Source organism: Yersinia alsatica (assembly GCF_902170305.1).
GTDB lineage: Bacteria > Pseudomonadota > Gammaproteobacteria > Enterobacterales > Enterobacteriaceae > Yersinia > Yersinia alsatica.
The window spans coordinates 396,141-412,921 of record NZ_CABHWW010000011.1 but is presented as its reverse complement, the minus strand read 5'-3'; the positions used below and the strand labels follow the sequence as shown (position 1 = coordinate 412,921).

Genomic DNA, 16,781 nt, shown 5'->3' with positions numbered 1-16,781 from the left:
AATATAGAAATGAGAGTTCAGTGCCTGCACATATTCGGAGCTGGGTTTATGGCGGCATGGACGTCCCACAAGATGACGGACACATCAATATGGCAGACACAACATCAGTAGATGCGGCATCGGCAGAAAGTACAGCAATAGCCGCGCATTCAGCTCGGCTAACGGAACAAGCGGATACTCGGCAGAGAATTCGGGCCATTGTTGGTGCTTCTTCGGGTAATTTGGTTGAATGGTTCGACTTCTACATTTATTCATTCTGCGCGCTCTACTTTGCGCCCCTTTTTTTTCCTAATGATAATCCTACGACCCAGTTAGTCCAAACTGCGGGGGTTTTTGCTGCGGGCTTTTTGATGCGCCCAATTGGCGGTTGGTTATTTGGATATATCGCCGATAAGCATGGCCGTAAGCTCTCGATGCTTATTTCTGTCTACATGATGTGCGCGGGATCGTTAATGATTGCCTGCTTACCCACTTATGCCTCAATTGGTAGCCTGGCTCCTATTTTGTTATTGGTTGCGCGCCTATTTCAGGGGTTATCTGTTGGTGGAGAATATGGTACTAGCGCCACTTACATGAGTGAAGTTGCGGTGAAAGGGCGCAAAGGTTTTTATGCCTCTTTCCAATATGTCACGCTAATTGGCGGACAATTATTGGCATTATTAGTGCTGGTTTTATTACAGCAAACCCTGCCATCGGAAGTATTGCATAGTTGGGGATGGCGTATTCCTTTTGTATTGGGGGCATTACTGGCCGTGGTTGCACTTTACTTACGGCGCTCGCTAAATGAAACTTCGGATGAAAAGACACGCAATAAAAAAGATGCTGGTAGCTTAAAAGGGCTGTGGAAGAACCGCCGTGCTTTTATTATGGTATTGGGCTTCACAGCCGGTGGCTCGCTCTCTTTTTATACTTATACCACCTATATGCAAAAGTATTTGGTCAATACCGCAGGGATGGATGTAAAAACTGCCAGCTTAGTCATGACGGCAGCACTGTTTATTTTCATGATAATCCAACCACTATTTGGTGCGCTATCCGACCGTATTAGCCGGCGAACGTCCATGCTGATTTTTGCTTTATTATCAATGCTGCTCACGGTGCCAATTTTGCATGCACTAAAAGGCGTCACCAGCCCCTATATTGCTTTTGCCCTGATTGTCACGGCCCTAATTATTGTTAGCTTCTACACCTCCATTGGCGGGCTACTGAAAGCAGAAATGTTTCCACCAGAAGTCCGCGCTTTAGGTGTTGGCTTATCCTATGCCGTCGCCAATGCAATGTTTGGTGGTAGTGCTGAATATGTGGCGCTATCACTCAAATCATTTGATATGGAAAGCAGCTTCTTTTGGTATGTCTCGGCAATGTGTTTCTTAACTTTCTTGGTTTCTTTACGTTTACATCGTAAAGGACAAGAAGTTGAACTATAAACGGAATAATAGCGGCCAATAGTATCTAGCTACTGAAGTCACAACCCGGTGGCTTCAGTAGTACTGGTTATATAGTTCTGGATGGTGGTCAGCAATTTCCCGGTGCCGCAGCATGCATCATTATATCCTTTGGTGTGTCTACGATTAATCACTCGATCATGGGGGCAACCGCCATGGCAAATAGAAAACCACTGACAATGATGCATTTTTTTAGTCGCTTCTTTTTCCTCATTGATGGCTTGTTGATTATGTGGTGAGCGTGCTAGAAGATCTGCTAAGTCAGTAGATAATAATGAGCCATAAATACTGTTTTGATCACCGACATATTTATCGCAAGGTGATACATCCCCATTGGGTTCCAGAGTAATAATTTCTTGTGAGCAATTACCTGACCAGTAGCAGGCAGCTGGTTTCTGGCTAGGATTTTTTAGCACCTTTATAAAATCGTCAAAAACGGCAATATGTATTTTTTCTTGGTAATCTTTTACCCAGAGAGTAAATAATATTGAGAGGAAATGAATAAACTCAGCATAACTGATAAAGTTATAGCCAACATACTCACCTTTGACCAACCGATTATCTGGCACGATATTAAGGAACTCAATGCAATTTAATTCTATTGAAATAAAATAATCTAGCATTTCTCTCATGTCAGTTTGATATACATCTCGGTCAACAACAATGAGTGCGCCATATAAAATATTATGCTGGCGAAGTTTTTTAATTCCTTGTGCAACACGAGCCGATGTCCCTCGCCCTCGATAATCAATTCTCCGCTTATCATTTACAGTTGGGACTCCATCAAGGCTAATCCCGACATTCATGCCAATGCCTTGGATGAATTTTAGCCACTCATCCGAAATGTTGACTAAGTTTGACTGCATGGTGTTGGTTATATATTGTTCTGGTCGTTTAAATTGCTGTTGTAACCATATAAGCTTTTTAAAAAAAGAAGGTTTTAACAGTGTAATTTCTCCTCCATGCCATACAAACTCAAATCTGTTTACATTCGGAATAGCAAGGAGTTGGCGTACAGTATGCACTAAGGTCTGAAATAAAACTGTCTGATTGGGGCCTTCAGCCCATGAGTGGCAATAAGTGCAGCGCAAGTTACATAAACGTGTTGCTTTCAACACAATAACTAACTTCTCTGCTTTAATTGCTTTGGCAGAAATATTTTGTTTTATTTCTTCATTATATATTTCTAATTCATCAGTCTCTAATAATTTGGGGGCTGGAATCTTCCCTATGAGATAAGCGGATAAGTTTTTATATTCACAAGTATCAAGTTTCTTTAAGTCTTGCACATTTATATTATTAATATCAATGCAATCAATATTTTTAATCGGTATATTATTTTCCATAATGTATTCCTATCTTGTCATGTGAAATTACCATCCTTCATGTTAACGACTCTATTCCCATATGCAGAAGCTTCATCTGAATGTGTCACCATAATAATAGTGGTGCCTTTTTTATTAATATTTTTCAATTGTTGAAGCACTGTATGTGAATTTTTACTATCCAAATTCCCAGTTGGTTCATCAGCTAAAAGTAATGCAGGTTTAGATACCATTGCCCGGGCTATTGCTACGCGTTGTTGTTGGCCGCCAGATAATTGTATCGGTTTATGGTCTCTCCGGTTCTCAATACCGAAAAGCGTCAAGACTTGATCGACTCGTTCAATGCGCTCTTTCTTATTAATACCGCGATATTTAAGCGGTAACGCAATATTATCAAAGACGGATAAATGGGAAATAAGATTAAATGACTGAAAAATATAACCTATAAGTGATCTTCTCAGAATGATTTTTTGTGAATAGGTCAAGTTGGTGACATCTTTTCCGGCGAGAGTGAGTGAGCCACTGTCTAGGTTATCAAACATACCAATGATATTGAGTAGTGTTGATTTACCTGACCCGGATGGCCCCATAATAGCAACAAAATCACCTTTTTCTACAGAAAAACTAAGATGATTAAGAACCTTGGTTTTTATTGTTTTAGTGATGTAACACTTCTGGGCATTTTGAATGGTTAGCATATTATTTGAACTCAATGATAGAATATTCATTATTATTGGTATTAGGAGGCATAACAATTTGTTGTCCAGCCATTAATCCTGTGGTGATTTCGGTTTTTATAGCGCTTCTACGTTTAGTTTCAATCTGAGTTTTAACCGCCTGATCCTTTTCTGGTTGGTAGATATAAATAAATTTATCCCCATGCTTATCTGAAATAACACTCTCTGTAGGTACCAGTAATACATTGTTATTTTCTTCGTGTAATGAGATTTGTATTTCAATCGATTGTCCCCTTTTTAGTGGGATGGCGCTATCATGGTAAGGTACAAGTTTTGCTTTAAATTTACCATTTTCAACAATGGTTGATACAGATTCAATGAGTAATGGAATATCTTGACCATTTATTTGTGAAACGATATGGCTCTGTGGGATTATCTTATCAAGATAATATTCACTGAAGTAAACATTAAAATAATAGGACTGTAAGTTATCTATGATTGCAATTTTTTCACCCGGTTTTATTTGTTGGCCTAACTCAATATCTAAAACAGATAATGTCCCATCAATAGGTGCAGTTATTACTAACTGATCCATACCGTTTTCGATCATTTTCATCATCCGTTCAAGCAATAAAATTGAACTATCAATACTTTTCAATTGGGGGGGGAATGACTCTTTGTTTTTATTATCATGCACCCGTAGTATATCAATTTTTGCCTGCCAGTTTTTTAACATACCAACCTGATATTCTAATTCTGACTTTGCAATCATCGATTTTTTGTCAAGTTCTTGATGTCTATTTAAATCTTTAGAAATTATAGCTATTTGGTGTTCAGCTTCCTGCAAGCTAATCTTTGTATCTCGATTATCTTGTTCCAGCAGTATTTTCATATTACGCAGGTTATTTATTTTTTCAGCAATGGTGGCTATTCTGGATGTTGCCTCCAGCATAAAGTCATAGTTTGATAAATTGGCAATAACATCCCCTTTTACAACAGTATCAAAGGCCTGTTTAGTAATATTAATAATTTTCCCGCCTCGCTCACTCGATACAATTATACTCTCCTTTGGTACAGTAATAGCTCGGGTAATGAGTCGATCTTGATAAGCTTCTAGTTTTATTGTATGAAAAATAGCATCGTCTCGAGAAATGAGTAAGGTTTGTTGTGCGGTAGATAAATAATATACAGAATAAATACCTGAAATAAATATCAGCAATACGCAAATAATGACTAACTTAGCACTTTTATTTATAGATGTTTTTTGTTCTATTTTTATATCCATAATGTTTATTTATTTCTCCTGATAGTCAGTGTGTTGTTATTAAAAATAAGTGTAATAGTCATAACAACAATCACGAATAAAATGAAACTAAGGAGTGCACAAGTTGCATAGACATAGGATACGCCACTGACTAAACTGTACTGATTCATCCACCGATGTAATAATAAAAAACTGACAGGAAGTGATATTCCGGTGGCGATAACTATAGGGATTAGATTCTGCTGTATAAAGAAAATGATGTTAGTATAAATAGAACCACCAATTGATGTCATTATTTCTAATGTTTTGCCAAGGCGTTTAGTTTCAGATGTGCTGATTATTATTGTGCTAATAATAATTAATATAATTGATAATAGAGTAACTCTACTAATGGTTTTCTGCATGAGTATATTATTGTCAAAATACTCTTTGTGTAAATTATTGACTGATTTTATTTGTTCAGGATTAACACCATAGTGCTGTAATAATTTTGTTATAGTGTTTATATCCCGTATGTTGTGGAGTTTTACTGCGGCATAGCGTTGAATATCATGTTTAATGAAAATAAGTAGTGGTGATGGAGTGTTTTCACGATCTGCGAGATAAAAATCATCGACTATCCTCATGATTTTTACTGGTTGCTGCATATCCTCTTCGTTTATATAGAATAAATTATTTAATACTTGGTCATAAGAATCTAACCCCATTAAAGTTAAGAAAGACCTGGTTACAATAGCATGATGTATATTTTTATCATCACTGGGTAGGATAGGATTTTCACTACCTGCAAGAGTTTTCATACCCCACGTATTAATAAAGTGTTTATTTACATTTACTGTATTTACTGTGGCTAATTTATCTTTCTCTTGCTGGTTATGATGAAACACCGAGATATTAGTTCTCGACATGTCAAATGGCTGCCAGCTACTCATTGCAATATTATTTGTTTGAATTTCTGCTCTTAATTTATCTTGCAAGTTATTTATTGATACATGAGATTTTAATTCGTCATTTAGTGCGAATGTTACGATATTCTCAGTTTCATAACCAAAGTTATTATTTTGCATAAACCGCATTTGCGTCGTGATGCCAGCCCACAAGTAAATAATGATGCCAGCTATAATCAACTGTAAACAAAACATGAGGCTCTGTATACCTTGGCTACGAGACTGTTGAGTGTAATAGCTGTTATTCGGGCGAGAAAGGGTAAACAAAAATAGAAAATGAGCCAGTAAAATAGCCAGGTATGTGGCTGCTAGTGTAATAGAGAATGCAGTTAAGAAATCTTGACTACCATGAGTGAAAATTAGCTCTCTGACACCATCCGATAGTTGTATTAGAGAGACTAAGATGAATAGAACCAACAAAAGCATAAATACAGTTTGCAATGTTGCAATGAAGAATGACTCAATAATGAGTTGATAATGGGAGGCGCCTACGGCTTTTTTGACATAAAAACTGTTTTTCTTGTTTGTATTAATAACATTGTTAATATTGAAGAAATTCATGGTTGTGGTTAAAAAAACAAATAAACCAGAGGCATATAAAATATTTAAATATGCTGATGAAATCACCATGCTGATCTCATCAGGTAATGCATTATCGTAATGAATATCGGTAATATGGCGAGTCGATAACTGGATGAACTCTTCAGGGCTAAAAGGGGCACCAGGAAGTTGAGGGGCGTACTGGCTGATGTATGAATTCAGTTGCTCAGTATTGGGCTTGGTTCCGGGTTCCATAGTAATAAATGCATAGGCGTGTGTATCATACCAATCATGTCTTTTATCTTGGTAGCTATCTATAATTTCAGGGGCCAATGCTATGATTGCTTTGGTGTTAAAACGACTCGACTTATTGAATTCAACCACTTCCTTAATGATAAATTGCCCTTTATCCCCTAATGTAATGACATGCCCTTGCGGACTATCCAAATGAAGATATTGGCGGTTAAATTCTGGAGTGATAATAATTTCATTACGTGCCAGATAGGGGATTTTTTGTTGGTAAGGATTTAAAGTGTTAAAAAAGTTAGCGCTAACGGCATAGATATCTACATTTGAGTGGTTTTTATCGTTGACTTGCAAGCGGGTGAATATACGAACAATGGCGCTAACATGTTTGATATCTTTATCATTCTCCAAAATAGAAATAAGCGGCAAGGGAACTTGTGCTGATTTTATTTCATCACCATTGGGCAAATTAAAGCGTGTTTCTATTCGATAAATATCTTTGTAGTTTTCATGCTGTTTTTCAATGCGAAAGTCAGTTAAATAAAGAAGTAACACTAGAAACGATGAGATTAATCCAATGGCCGTTACTATTATTGCTAACAGGCTTGAGATTGGGCTTAGCTTCAAATCATTAAAAAATTCACTTGTCAGCATAGGGGAATATCTCACTGGTTTTAATAAAATCTAGTGATGTTATTACTAATAAAATGGCGTTGTATTACTGATTAGCATTAAAATAAATTACATTCAGCATTCGAACCAAGTTGAAATCTATTGGTTAGCTATTGAAATTAAGATGCTAGTAAAAGCATCTTAATCGATTTACATTAAATGATTTCATTGGCTAGCTTATTGTTGTGTAAAGCTTTTTGACCAATTCCAAGCGGTTATTTTATTTTCAGACTCACTATTTTTTAGATTTTCAATTTCTTGGGCATCTATAGACAACCCACTATTTTTAAAGGATTCCTCTAATGATTCCAGTTTAGTTCTCAGTGCTATCAAATTTGTATTACTTGTTTTCTTCTCTGGTTGATGTGAAGTATACATATAATTCTCCATTTAAATAATTCCCTTTCGATGTGACAGAACAGCGGTAAGTGTTGAACCATTTATTTGTAATTCTTTTTTTAGAGTTTATCAATGTTTTTTGCATCTGAGATTTTTATCGCCATTAATTAGTTTCATTATTGTTTTATTCTTTATTAGATATATTCGTAACAGAAGTCATTATATATTTTTGATCAAATAAAAAAGCCCCAACAGGGGCTTGTAATATTTACTGTAGATCATTGAGTTAGTTACATCAGTTATGGATGCAAATACTCTGCGTGGAAGCGCAAATGATCTTCAATAAAGGTCGCTATGGTGAAATAGCTGTGGTCATAACCTGGTTGAATACGCAGCGTCAGAGGCCAGTCACGCTGACGTGCCAACTCAGCCAGTTTTGCTGGTTGTAGCTGGTCGGCCAGGAACTGATCACCATCACCTTGATCAACTAACATCGGCAGTTGGGTTTGCGCATGAGTCAGTAGATGACAGCTATCATATTGCAGCCATTGGCTCTCATCAGCGCCCAAATACGCCGCAAAGGCTTTGCGGCCCCAAGGTACCTGACATGGGTTGACGATCGGCGCAAAAGCAGAAGCAGACTTATACTGCTGCGGGTTTCGCAGTGCCAACATCAGTGCGCCGTGGCCACCCATTGAGTGACCACAGATAGATTGCCGCGCACTGACGCTAAAATGCTGGCGGATCAATGCGGGCAGCTCCTGACTGATGTAATCATACATGTGGAAATGTTCAGACCAGGGGGCTTGTGTCGCATTCAGATAAAAACCGGCACCCTGACCCAAATCATAACCGTCATCATTGGGGACGTCATCACCACGTGGGCTGGTATCTGGCATGACCAATACCAGCCCTAGTTCAGCCGCAACCCGCTGTGCACCTGCTTTCAATGTAAAATTTTCATCGTTGCAGGTTAAACCCGACAACCAGTAAAGCACCGGAGGTGGATTATCATCCCGTGGCGGCGGCAGATAGATGCTGAAGGTCATATTGCAATTCAGGCTGCTGGCAGCATGGCGATAGCGTTGTTGCCATCCACCAAACATCCGGTGCTCTTCGAGAAGTTCAAGTGACGTATTCATGCGTTGTCTGCCTCCTTGCCTTATTTATCTTGTGAAGATTGATCGAAATGAATCACGGTACGGATGGATTTGCCTTCATGCATCAAATCAAAGGCTTCATTGATTTGATCCAGACCCATGGTATGGGTAATAAAGTCATTCAGGGCGAATTTACCATCCAGATATTGCTGCACAATGCCTGGCAACTCTGAGCGGCCTTTCACCCCACCAAATGCCGAACCGCGCCAGACCCGGCCAGTAACTAACTGGAATGGGCGGGTTGAGATCTCTTCACCAGCACCGGCGACACCGATGATCACGGATTCGCCCCAACCTTTATGGCAGCACTCTAACGCTGAACGCATAACATTGACGTTGCCAATACATTCAAATGAGAAATCTACGCCGCCATCAGTCAGCTCGACAATCACCTCTTGGATAGGTTTATCATAATCTTGCGGATTGATCAGGTCAGTTGCCCCCAGTTTGCGGGCCAGCTCGAATTTGCTGGTATTCAAGTCGATCCCAATGATGCGGCTGGCACCTGCCATTTGCGCCCCAATGACCGCAGACAGACCAATGCCACCCAAGCCGAAGATAGCGACGGTATCGCCCGGTTTGACTTTGGCAGTATTGATAACTGCGCCCATGCCGGTGGTGACACCGCAGCCCAACAAGCAAACTTCTTCTAATGGTGCTTCTTTATTGATTTTTGCCAGTGATATTTCTGGCACAACAGTCAATTCAGAGAATGTTGAGGTCCCCATATAGTGGAAGATAGGTTGACCATTTTTAGAAAAACGCGTGGTGCCATCGGGCATCAAACCTTTACCTTGCGTGCTGCGGATCGCCTGACACAAGTTAGTTTTACCTGAGCGACAGAATTTACATTCACCGCATTCAGGCGTGTACAGTGGAATGACGTGGTCACCCACAGCAACGCTGGTCACACCTTCACCAATCGCTTCAACAATCCCGCCACCTTCATGGCCAAGGATCGCCGGGAATACCCCTTCGGGATCTTTGCCAGATAAGGTGTAGGCGTCAGTGTGGCATACCCCACTGGCGACAATCCGTACGAGCACTTCGCCTTTTTGTGGTGGCATCAAATCCACTTCTTCAACAGATAATGGCTGGTTTGGCCCCCATGCGACTGCGGCGCGGGTTTTAATCATCTCCATGGTGTTGCTCCTATAGCTTCTGCGTGATGAGTGTTATATAAATATATTCTTTATGTATCATATATGTTGCATTCAACTGTTTACGATGAGTGCCAATCGGTATTGTATGAATTATGACCGTAAATTGGGGTTCTGCTCGCCTAATCACGCTGTTTCAATGTGCTCAATGATCAGCTCTTTAAGTGCGCGGACATTGGGGCTAAAAGCATCTTTACGCCAAATCAACCAAGTGGCGGTATCAGCAATATCGGGCGGTAATTGATGGACTTGCACCCGCTCATGCCCCGGTAACAGGGCTAGTACCGAGTGTGGGATCAGCGCTAATCCGGCCCCGCTGGCGACACAGGCTAACATGGCATGGTAGGACTGGATTTCCATGATATGCCCGGGCAATACGCCAGCTTGGCGGAACCAACTTTCCAGCCGCAAGCGGTATGAGCAACTGGGACGAAAGGCAAATAGCGTTTCATCCACAGCATCTCGGGCTTGCGTAATGGGGGGATGATCCAGACAGGAAATAATCACTAATTGTTCGTCGAAAGAGCGGCAGCCGTGGAGCTCATCATGCTGCACCGGGCCATCAACCAATGCGGTTGCCAAGGTACCCGCGCGAACTTGCTCAATGATTTCACCCGATGTGCCGGTAATGAGTGATAAAGAAACCTTGGGGTAGCGCTGATGATAAGCCGCCAACAAGCCCGGTAGACGGGTGGCGGCTGTGCTTTCCATCGAGCCAAGCGGGAAGTTACCCGCCGGTTCACCGGCATGAGTAATGCGCATTGCCTCGTCGCTCAGTGCCAAAATTCGGTTGGCATAGCAGAGAAAATTATGGCCCATCGGTGACAGGCGCAGGCGCTGTTTTTCACGAATAAACAGGTCGGCTCCCAGCTCGATTTCAAGCTGGCGTAGGCGTGTCGTCAAATTTGAAGGGACGCGGTGCATTTGCTCCGCTGCTCGGGCAACGGAACCGGTTTCTGCTACGCAACAAAACATGCGCAGCTGGGTCAGGTCCATAAGTATTCTCTTTTTGTGATGAACTTAATGAGTATTATTCATTTTTTGTGATTCTAATGCTCAGGCATGATATTGGCAACTTTCTTTTAACAGACTGACAGAGCAACAGGCGGGCAGGGCAGATGGCATTAAGAATTGCATTAAGTGGTTTTCTGGCTCTGGTGGTGGCGATGGGGATTGGGCGTTTTGCCTTCACTCCACAAGTGCCGCTGATGATAGCAGAGCATCAATTCACCCTGACCGGTGCTGGGCTGGTTGCGGCCTTTAACTATTTGGGATATCTGTTTGGTGCCTTTGATGCCATGCGTGCCAGTCGCCATGTCGAGCGCCGCTTATGGCTAGGATTGTGGGGCGCGGTAACTTTAACGTTGCTATCTGCGGTCGTCGATGGGGCGTGGTGGCATGGAATAGTGCGTTTTGCTATTGGTTGGGCCAGTGGCTGGTCGATGGTGCTGATTGCCGCCTGGACAAATGAACGGCTGGCGCATTTTGGTCGCCCAGCCTTGAGTGCGGCAGTTTTTGCCGGGCCGGGGGCGGGAATATTCATCAGCGGCATGTTGGCTGTGGCTATCCATAGTTATGGTTTATCTGCCGCAGAAGCCTGGTTAGTCTATGGCGTATTGGCACTGATTATCATTGCGGCCATCAGTATTAATCTGCCGCGCAGTGGAGAGTTGCATCGCCCACATATCGCTGCGGTTCCACTGACGCTAACACCTGCACTGAAGCGTTTGGTATGGAGTTACAGTCTGGCTGGGTTTGGCTATATCCTACCGGCGACATTTTTATCGCAAATGGCTACCGCCCGTTTCCCTGACAGCCTCTTTGCCCAGTTTGTCTGGCCTGTTTTCGGTGGGGCCGCAGTGATAGGTATCACTATCGGTATTTTGACTCGTCATTGCCTGACATCGCAAACACGGCTGGCATTGACGTTATGGATTCAGGCATTGGGTGTCTTGTGCGCCGAACTGGTGCCGGGGGTAGGTGGTTTGGCGTTGGGTGCATTACTGACCGGTGGCGGGTTCCTCTGTGTTGTTCAACTTTCCTTACAACATGGTCGCGAATTGGCCCCGGAGCACACGCGCTATATGGCCGGTTTACTGACTACCGGCTATGCTGTTGGGCAGTTGGTTGGCCCAATATTATCTGCGTTATCAACGGCATTGACTCACCGGTTGGAGCCTGCGCTATATGTGGCGGTGGTCGCGCTGATTATCGCGGGCGGCTTGGTGATTAAAACCCCAGCTCGCGCTCGAGAAGCCGTCACGGGGTAAATGTTGATAAGGAGCTGGCAGAGATGCGGCTCTTTCATCATGATATAAAGAACAACCGCAAATGAATAACAATCACTGGATAATCATTTTGCTCTCAACTAAAGTGGGGAGCAAAATCTGAACGTGATCTGCATCATGTTTATCCCGCTCAGATACGTACGCCTGTTGGAGAAAAGAATGTCATCGCTGAGTAAAGAAGCTGAGCTGGTTCATGAAGCACTGCTGGCCCGTGGGCTTGAAACCCCACTGCGCAAACAAGAATTAGATGCCGAAACGCGCAAAACTCGGATTCAGGAACATATGACGCAAGTCATGCAATTATTGAATCTTGATTTATCTGACGATAGTCTGGCTGATACGCCGAGACGTATTGCCAAGATGTATGTTGATGAGATTTTCTCCGGACTGGATTACGAAAATTTCCCCAAAATTACCCTGATCGAAAATAAAATGAAGGTCGATGAAATGGTAACGGTGCGGGATATCACCCTGACCAGCACCTGCGAGCATCATTTTGTGACCATCGATGGTAAAGCGACCGTGGCTTATATTCCGAAAGATAGCGTGATTGGTTTATCCAAAATCAACCGTATCGTGCAATTTTTTGCCCAGCGCCCACAAGTCCAAGAGCGACTGACTCAGCAAATTTTGCTGGCGTTGCAGACCTTATTGGGGACTAATAATGTCGCAGTTTCCATTGATGCAGTACATTATTGCGTGAAAGCGCGTGGAATTCGTGATGCCACCAGTGCCACCACCACCACATCATTAGGCGGATTATTCAAATCCAGCCAGAATACCCGCCAGGAATTCCTGCGTGCGGTACGCCACAACGGCTAATTAGCCTTTTGCCAGAGCGGGCATCAATGGGTGCCCCAATACAGGATGTCGGGTATGCGTCAACGCATCGCAACGCTAGACAGTGCGCGAGGTCTGGCCATTCTTGGCATTCTTCTGCTTAATATTAGTGCCTTCGGTCTACCAAAGGCCGCTTACCTTAATCCTGCTTATCTCGGCCTTCCCTCGGTATCTGATGCCTGGACATGGGCCATTCTTGATATCGTGGCACAAGCCAAGTTTCTGTCTATTTTCGCCATTTTATTTGGTGCGGGCCTTGAGCTTCTGCTTAAGCGCGGCAAGGGCTGGATACGGGCGCGGCTTTCTCTACTGTTATTGTTGGGATTAATTCACGGTATCTTCTTCTGGGATGGCGATATTCTCTTGGCCTATGGTTTGATTGGCTTAGTGTGCTGGCGAATGATTCGTGATGCTAAAGATGCCACCAGTCTATTGCGCACGGGTGCGGTGATGTATTTGCTGGGGGTCGCAGTATTGCTACTGTTGGGGTTTATTACCGGTGGGGAAGCGGGGCGTTTCTGGCAGCCGGGGCCGGCGGACCTGCAATATGAGCAATTCTGGAAGTTACAAGGTGGGATGGAAGCCTGGAAAAATCGTCTGGATCTGTTGTCATCCAATTTGATTGCTATTGGCGCGCAATATGGTTGGGAACTGGCAGGCTCCATGCTATTTGGCGCTGGATTAATGCGTTGCGGCTGGTTACGCGGCCAATTCAGCTTGCGTCATTACCGGCTTCTTGCTGCATGTTTGATACCGCTTTCATTAATTATCCAAATACCCGGTGTGGCGATGCAATGGGCAGTGGGTTGGGACTACCGCTGGACCGGCTTTTTACTACAAGTCCCTCGTGAGCTAGGAGCCCCATTGCAGGCTGTAGGGTATCTGGCTCTGTTATATGGCTTCTGGCCGACATTATCGGCTTGGCGAGTCAGCCACTGGTTAGCCCAGGTTGGCCGGATGGCTCTGAGCAACTACTTATTGCAGACACTGTTATGCACACTGCTGTTCTATCACTTCGGTTTATACCAACAACTCGATCGCTTGCAATTATTGGCCGTCGTTCCACTGGTTTGGCTATGTAACATCCTTTTCTCCTTGTTATGGTTGCACTATTTTGCTCAAGGGCCAGTTGAATGGCTCTGGCGAAAATTGACCGCTTATGCCTGTGGCCAATCGTTACAACCTCGCAACACTAAGCTTTAAATACGTCCACAAAGTCAAAATGATGAGGCGGTTGCAAATTTGTATGTAAACGTTTTCTTTCTTGTGACGTATTTCACGTGGTAATTTCAACAAACTGGGTAGGATAGGCCACCTGCCATGCTGGGTTATTGCAACCTATGCATGGTGACTTATTTATAAAATAAGATTCACGGGATAAGGTCATGGTCACTCTGCATTCAGCTGCAAACAATATTACCATTCGCGATGTGGCCTCACGGGCCGGTGTTTCGCTGGCCACGGTATCCAGAGTCCTCAATAATAGTGCCTCTATCCGGCCAGAAACCCGTGCTGCGGTACTGAAAGCGGTATCTGAACTGGGTTACCGCCCGAATGCAAATGCGCAAGCGCTCGCCACTCAGAGCAGTGACACTGTTGGTGTGGTTGTCATGGATGTCTCCGATCCCTTTTTTGGTGCACTGGTGAAAGCGGTAGACACCGTGGCTCAACGGCATCAAAAGTATGTGTTGATTGGTAATAGCTACCATCAGGCTGATAAAGAACGTCATGCTATTGAGGTGCTACTGCGTCAGCGCTGTAACGCACTGGTGGTTCATGCTAAGGCATTGAGTGATGGTGAGTTAATCGCTTTTTTGCAGCAGGTTCCCGGTATGGTTCTGATTAATAGGATTATTCCTGGATTTGAACATCGCTGTGTAGGATTAGACAATGTTAGCGGTGCGCACATGGCGTGTCGCTTGTTGCTCAAGCAAGGCCATCAGCGCATTGGTTTTCTCGGCTCCAATCACCCCATTGACGATGTTCTTCAGCGCCAGACCGGTTACCTGAAGGCGCTTGAGGGGGCCGGTATCACTGGGCCTGATAGTTGGCGCGCCTATGGCACTCCTGATTTAGCGGGAGGGGAGCGGGCAATGATTGACTTACTGGGGCGCAATTTGCAGCTCAGTGCGGTGTTTGCTTACAACGATTCAATGGCGGCAGGCGCACTGGCCGTCTTGAAAGAAAACGGTATCAGCGTCCCTGAGCAGTTTTCGCTGGTGGGCTTCGATGATATCCCCATTGCACGCTATACCAGCCCCAAACTCACTACAGTGCGTTATCCTATTGTTTCTATGGCAACTTTAGCCACAGAGCTAGCGCTTGAGGGGGCCAGCCATGCACCAGACCCCCATGCCGCTTACTGTTTTAAACCGACCTTGGTGCCTCGGCATTCTGTCGCAATTTGTGGTGTCGCTCACTAGTTAGGTATTTATTCTTGTGTAACCGTTTTCAATCTGTGAGAAAATTCACAGATTCTTAACAACGGGCCGTCTATGCTCTAGTTGTTTTCTACCTGAATGTATCAATATGTCATCGGTTACCGGATAAAAAAATACCAGGTAACGGGTTTTAGAATAGCGATTTACAAACACGAGTTCCGCAAACGACGAGTTTGTAAGTGACATGGTTTTTGACGACTCAGGCAGCTTTTCGGAGTGGAGTGCGCTCAAGGACGATAAATATTCAGTGTCAGCTGCTTTGAACGATGGGGTTTTCTCACGTTAAGGCGATGGTGTTATCACCCTGTACTACCCTACATAAACCCGGAGATATAAATGAATAAGAAGGTTTTCACATTAGCGACTCTGGTTGCCAGCATGATGTTCGGCGCGGCGGCTCAAGCTGATACCCGTATTGGTGTCACTATTTATAAATACGATGACAACTTTATGTCCGTGGTCCGTAAAGCTATCGAGAAAGATGCTAAAGCATCTCCTGATGTTACCTTACTGATGAATGACTCGCAGAATGACCAATCCAAGCAAAACGATCAAATCGACGTGTTGCTGGCTAAAGGCGTAAAAGCACTGGCAATCAACTTGGTTGACCCAGCAGCAGCGCCGGTTGTTATTGATAAAGCGCGCGCAAACGATGTTCCGATTGTTTTCTATAACAAAGAACCTTCACGTAAAGCGCTGGATAGCTATGACAAAGCTTACTATGTAGGGACTGATTCTAAAGAATCCGGTGTGATTCAGGGTGAGTTGATTGCCAAACACTGGAAAGCCAACCCAGCATGGGATCTGAATAAAGACGGCAAAATCCAATTTGTATTGTTGAAAGGCGAACCGGGCCATCCAGATGCTGAAGCACGTACCACCTATGTTATTAAAACTCTGAATGAAAAGGGCATCCCGACACAACAATTGCAGTTAGATACCGCAATGTGGGATACCGCACAGGCTAAAGATAAGATGGATGCTTGGTTATCTGGCCCTAATGCAAACAAGATTGAAGTGGTTATTGCTAACAACGACGCGATGGCAATGGGCGCAGTTGAAGCATTGAAAGCACATAACAAAACCAGTATCCCTGTCTTTGGTGTTGATGCCTTACCAGAAGCTTTAGCTATGGTGAAATCAGGTCAAATGGCCGGTACTGTTCTGAACGATGCGAACAACCAGGCAAAAGCGACCTTCGATCTGGCTAAAAACCTGGCTGCAGGCAAACCTGCTGCTGAAGGCACTACCTGGAAAATCGACAACAAAATCGTACGTATTCCGTATGTAGGTGTTGATAAAGATAACCTGGCTGAATTTACCAAGTAACAGCAAGTATCTGTGAGATATACCCGTCGTCGAACACGAAGGGCAGAGAATTAACTATTAACCTTCTGGCCCCAATATTGGGTTACCAGTGGCGGGGCCGAAGGTTTT

At 43.5% G+C, this 16,781-nt stretch carries 14 protein-coding genes; 6 read left to right on the top strand and 8 right to left on the bottom strand.

Annotation, left to right across the window (positions count from 1 at the left end):
- The first annotated feature begins 89 nt into the window (after positions 1-89).
- Complete coding sequence (locus tag FTA96_RS08675; RefSeq protein WP_050107935.1) at positions 90-1,427, top strand: MFS family transporter; 1,338 nt, start codon at positions 90-92, stop codon at positions 1,425-1,427.
- Positions 1,428-1,465: 38 nt separating this feature from the next.
- Here FTA96_RS08675 and darE read toward each other — a convergent pair whose 3' ends face one another.
- From darE to ptrR, 8 genes are all read right to left on the bottom strand, one after another.
- On the bottom strand, positions 1,466-2,791 hold the full coding sequence (darE, locus tag FTA96_RS08670) for a darobactin maturation radical SAM/SPASM protein DarE (protein WP_145573596.1): 1,326 nt from the start codon (positions 2,789-2,791) through the stop codon (positions 1,466-1,468).
- Positions 2,792-2,808: 17 nt separating this feature from the next.
- A complete protein-coding gene (gene darD, locus FTA96_RS08665; RefSeq protein WP_145532754.1) occupies positions 2,809-3,468 on the bottom strand; it encodes a darobactin export ABC transporter ATP-binding protein in 660 nt (219 codons plus the stop codon).
- Between the two features lies 1 nt (position 3,469).
- Positions 3,470-4,732, bottom strand: a complete 1,263-nt coding sequence (gene darC / locus FTA96_RS08660; RefSeq protein ID WP_145573594.1) for a darobactin export ABC transporter periplasmic adaptor subunit — start codon at positions 4,730-4,732, stop codon at positions 3,470-3,472.
- 5 nt (positions 4,733-4,737) lie between these two features.
- Complete coding sequence (darB, locus tag FTA96_RS08655) at positions 4,738-7,098, bottom strand: darobactin export ABC transporter permease subunit (protein ID WP_145573592.1); 2,361 nt, start codon at positions 7,096-7,098, stop codon at positions 4,738-4,740.
- A 195-nt stretch (positions 7,099-7,293) separates the two neighbouring features.
- A complete protein-coding gene (gene darA / locus FTA96_RS08650) occupies positions 7,294-7,494 on the bottom strand; it encodes a darobactin family peptide antibiotic (protein WP_050122324.1) in 201 nt (66 codons plus the stop codon).
- A 260-nt stretch (positions 7,495-7,754) separates the two neighbouring features.
- Positions 7,755-8,597 (bottom strand): S-formylglutathione hydrolase, encoded by an 843-nt coding sequence (fghA, locus tag FTA96_RS08645; RefSeq protein ID WP_050107572.1) that lies wholly within the window; start codon positions 8,595-8,597, stop codon positions 7,755-7,757.
- 20 nt (positions 8,598-8,617) lie between these two features.
- On the bottom strand, positions 8,618-9,757 hold the full coding sequence (locus tag FTA96_RS08640) for an S-(hydroxymethyl)glutathione dehydrogenase/class III alcohol dehydrogenase (RefSeq protein ID WP_050107571.1): 1,140 nt from the start codon (positions 9,755-9,757) through the stop codon (positions 8,618-8,620).
- 144 nt (positions 9,758-9,901) lie between these two features.
- A complete protein-coding gene (ptrR, locus tag FTA96_RS08635; protein ID WP_050107564.1) occupies positions 9,902-10,771 on the bottom strand; it encodes a putrescine utilization regulator PtrR in 870 nt (289 codons plus the stop codon).
- A 122-nt stretch (positions 10,772-10,893) separates the two neighbouring features.
- On the opposite strand from ptrR, the gene FTA96_RS08630 reads away from it, so the two are divergent.
- The 5 genes from FTA96_RS08630 to mglB all read left to right on the top strand — a co-directional run bounded on the left by FTA96_RS08630 (position 10,894) and on the right by mglB (position 16,673).
- Positions 10,894-12,045 carry a YbfB/YjiJ family MFS transporter gene (locus FTA96_RS08630; RefSeq protein WP_050107562.1) on the top strand — a complete coding sequence of 384 codons (1,152 nt, stop codon included), beginning with the start codon at positions 10,894-10,896 and terminating at the stop codon, positions 12,043-12,045.
- Positions 12,046-12,222: 177 nt separating this feature from the next.
- On the top strand, positions 12,223-12,885 hold the full coding sequence (folE, locus tag FTA96_RS08625) for a GTP cyclohydrolase I FolE (protein WP_004709152.1): 663 nt from the start codon (positions 12,223-12,225) through the stop codon (positions 12,883-12,885).
- 54 nt (positions 12,886-12,939) lie between these two features.
- Positions 12,940-14,106: a DUF418 domain-containing protein YeiB gene (gene yeiB, locus FTA96_RS08620; RefSeq protein WP_145573590.1), complete on the top strand. Its 1,167-nt coding sequence runs from the start codon at positions 12,940-12,942 to the stop codon at positions 14,104-14,106.
- A 182-nt stretch (positions 14,107-14,288) separates the two neighbouring features.
- Positions 14,289-15,326, top strand: a complete 1,038-nt coding sequence (gene galS / locus FTA96_RS08615; RefSeq protein ID WP_134957672.1) for an HTH-type transcriptional regulator GalS — start codon at positions 14,289-14,291, stop codon at positions 15,324-15,326.
- A gap of 354 nt (positions 15,327-15,680) precedes the next feature.
- Complete coding sequence (gene mglB / locus FTA96_RS08610; protein WP_050107555.1) at positions 15,681-16,673, top strand: galactose/glucose ABC transporter substrate-binding protein MglB; 993 nt, start codon at positions 15,681-15,683, stop codon at positions 16,671-16,673.
- Positions 16,674-16,781 lie beyond the last annotated feature (108 nt).

Excerpts from the sequence above, each read along its gene's own strand:
- darC (WP_145573594.1), bottom strand. The coding sequence starts at position 4,732 with ATGGATATAAAAATAGAACAAAAAACATCTATAAATAAAAGTGCTAAG.
- FTA96_RS08630 (WP_050107562.1), top strand. The coding sequence starts at position 10,894 with ATGGCATTAAGAATTGCATTAAGTGGTTTTCTGGCTCTGGTGGTGGCG.
- darA (WP_050122324.1), bottom strand. The coding sequence starts at position 7,494 with ATGTATACTTCACATCAACCAGAGAAGAAAACAAGTAATACAAATTTG.
- yeiB (WP_145573590.1), top strand. The coding sequence starts at position 12,940 with ATGCGTCAACGCATCGCAACGCTAGACAGTGCGCGAGGTCTGGCCATT.
- darB (WP_145573592.1), bottom strand. The coding sequence starts at position 7,098 with ATGCTGACAAGTGAATTTTTTAATGATTTGAAGCTAAGCCCAATCTCA.
- darE (WP_145573596.1), bottom strand. The coding sequence starts at position 2,791 with ATGGAAAATAATATACCGATTAAAAATATTGATTGCATTGATATTAAT.
- mglB (WP_050107555.1), top strand. The coding sequence starts at position 15,681 with ATGAATAAGAAGGTTTTCACATTAGCGACTCTGGTTGCCAGCATGATG.
- fghA (WP_050107572.1), bottom strand. The coding sequence starts at position 8,597 with ATGAATACGTCACTTGAACTTCTCGAAGAGCACCGGATGTTTGGTGGA.
- darD (WP_145532754.1), bottom strand. The coding sequence starts at position 3,468 with ATGCTAACCATTCAAAATGCCCAGAAGTGTTACATCACTAAAACAATA.
- ptrR (WP_050107564.1), bottom strand. The coding sequence starts at position 10,771 with ATGGACCTGACCCAGCTGCGCATGTTTTGTTGCGTAGCAGAAACCGGT.
- galS (WP_134957672.1), top strand. The coding sequence starts at position 14,289 with ATGGTCACTCTGCATTCAGCTGCAAACAATATTACCATTCGCGATGTG.
- folE (WP_004709152.1), top strand. The coding sequence starts at position 12,223 with ATGTCATCGCTGAGTAAAGAAGCTGAGCTGGTTCATGAAGCACTGCTG.
- FTA96_RS08640 (WP_050107571.1), bottom strand. The coding sequence starts at position 9,757 with ATGGAGATGATTAAAACCCGCGCCGCAGTCGCATGGGGGCCAAACCAG.
- FTA96_RS08675 (WP_050107935.1), top strand. The coding sequence starts at position 90 with ATGGCAGACACAACATCAGTAGATGCGGCATCGGCAGAAAGTACAGCA.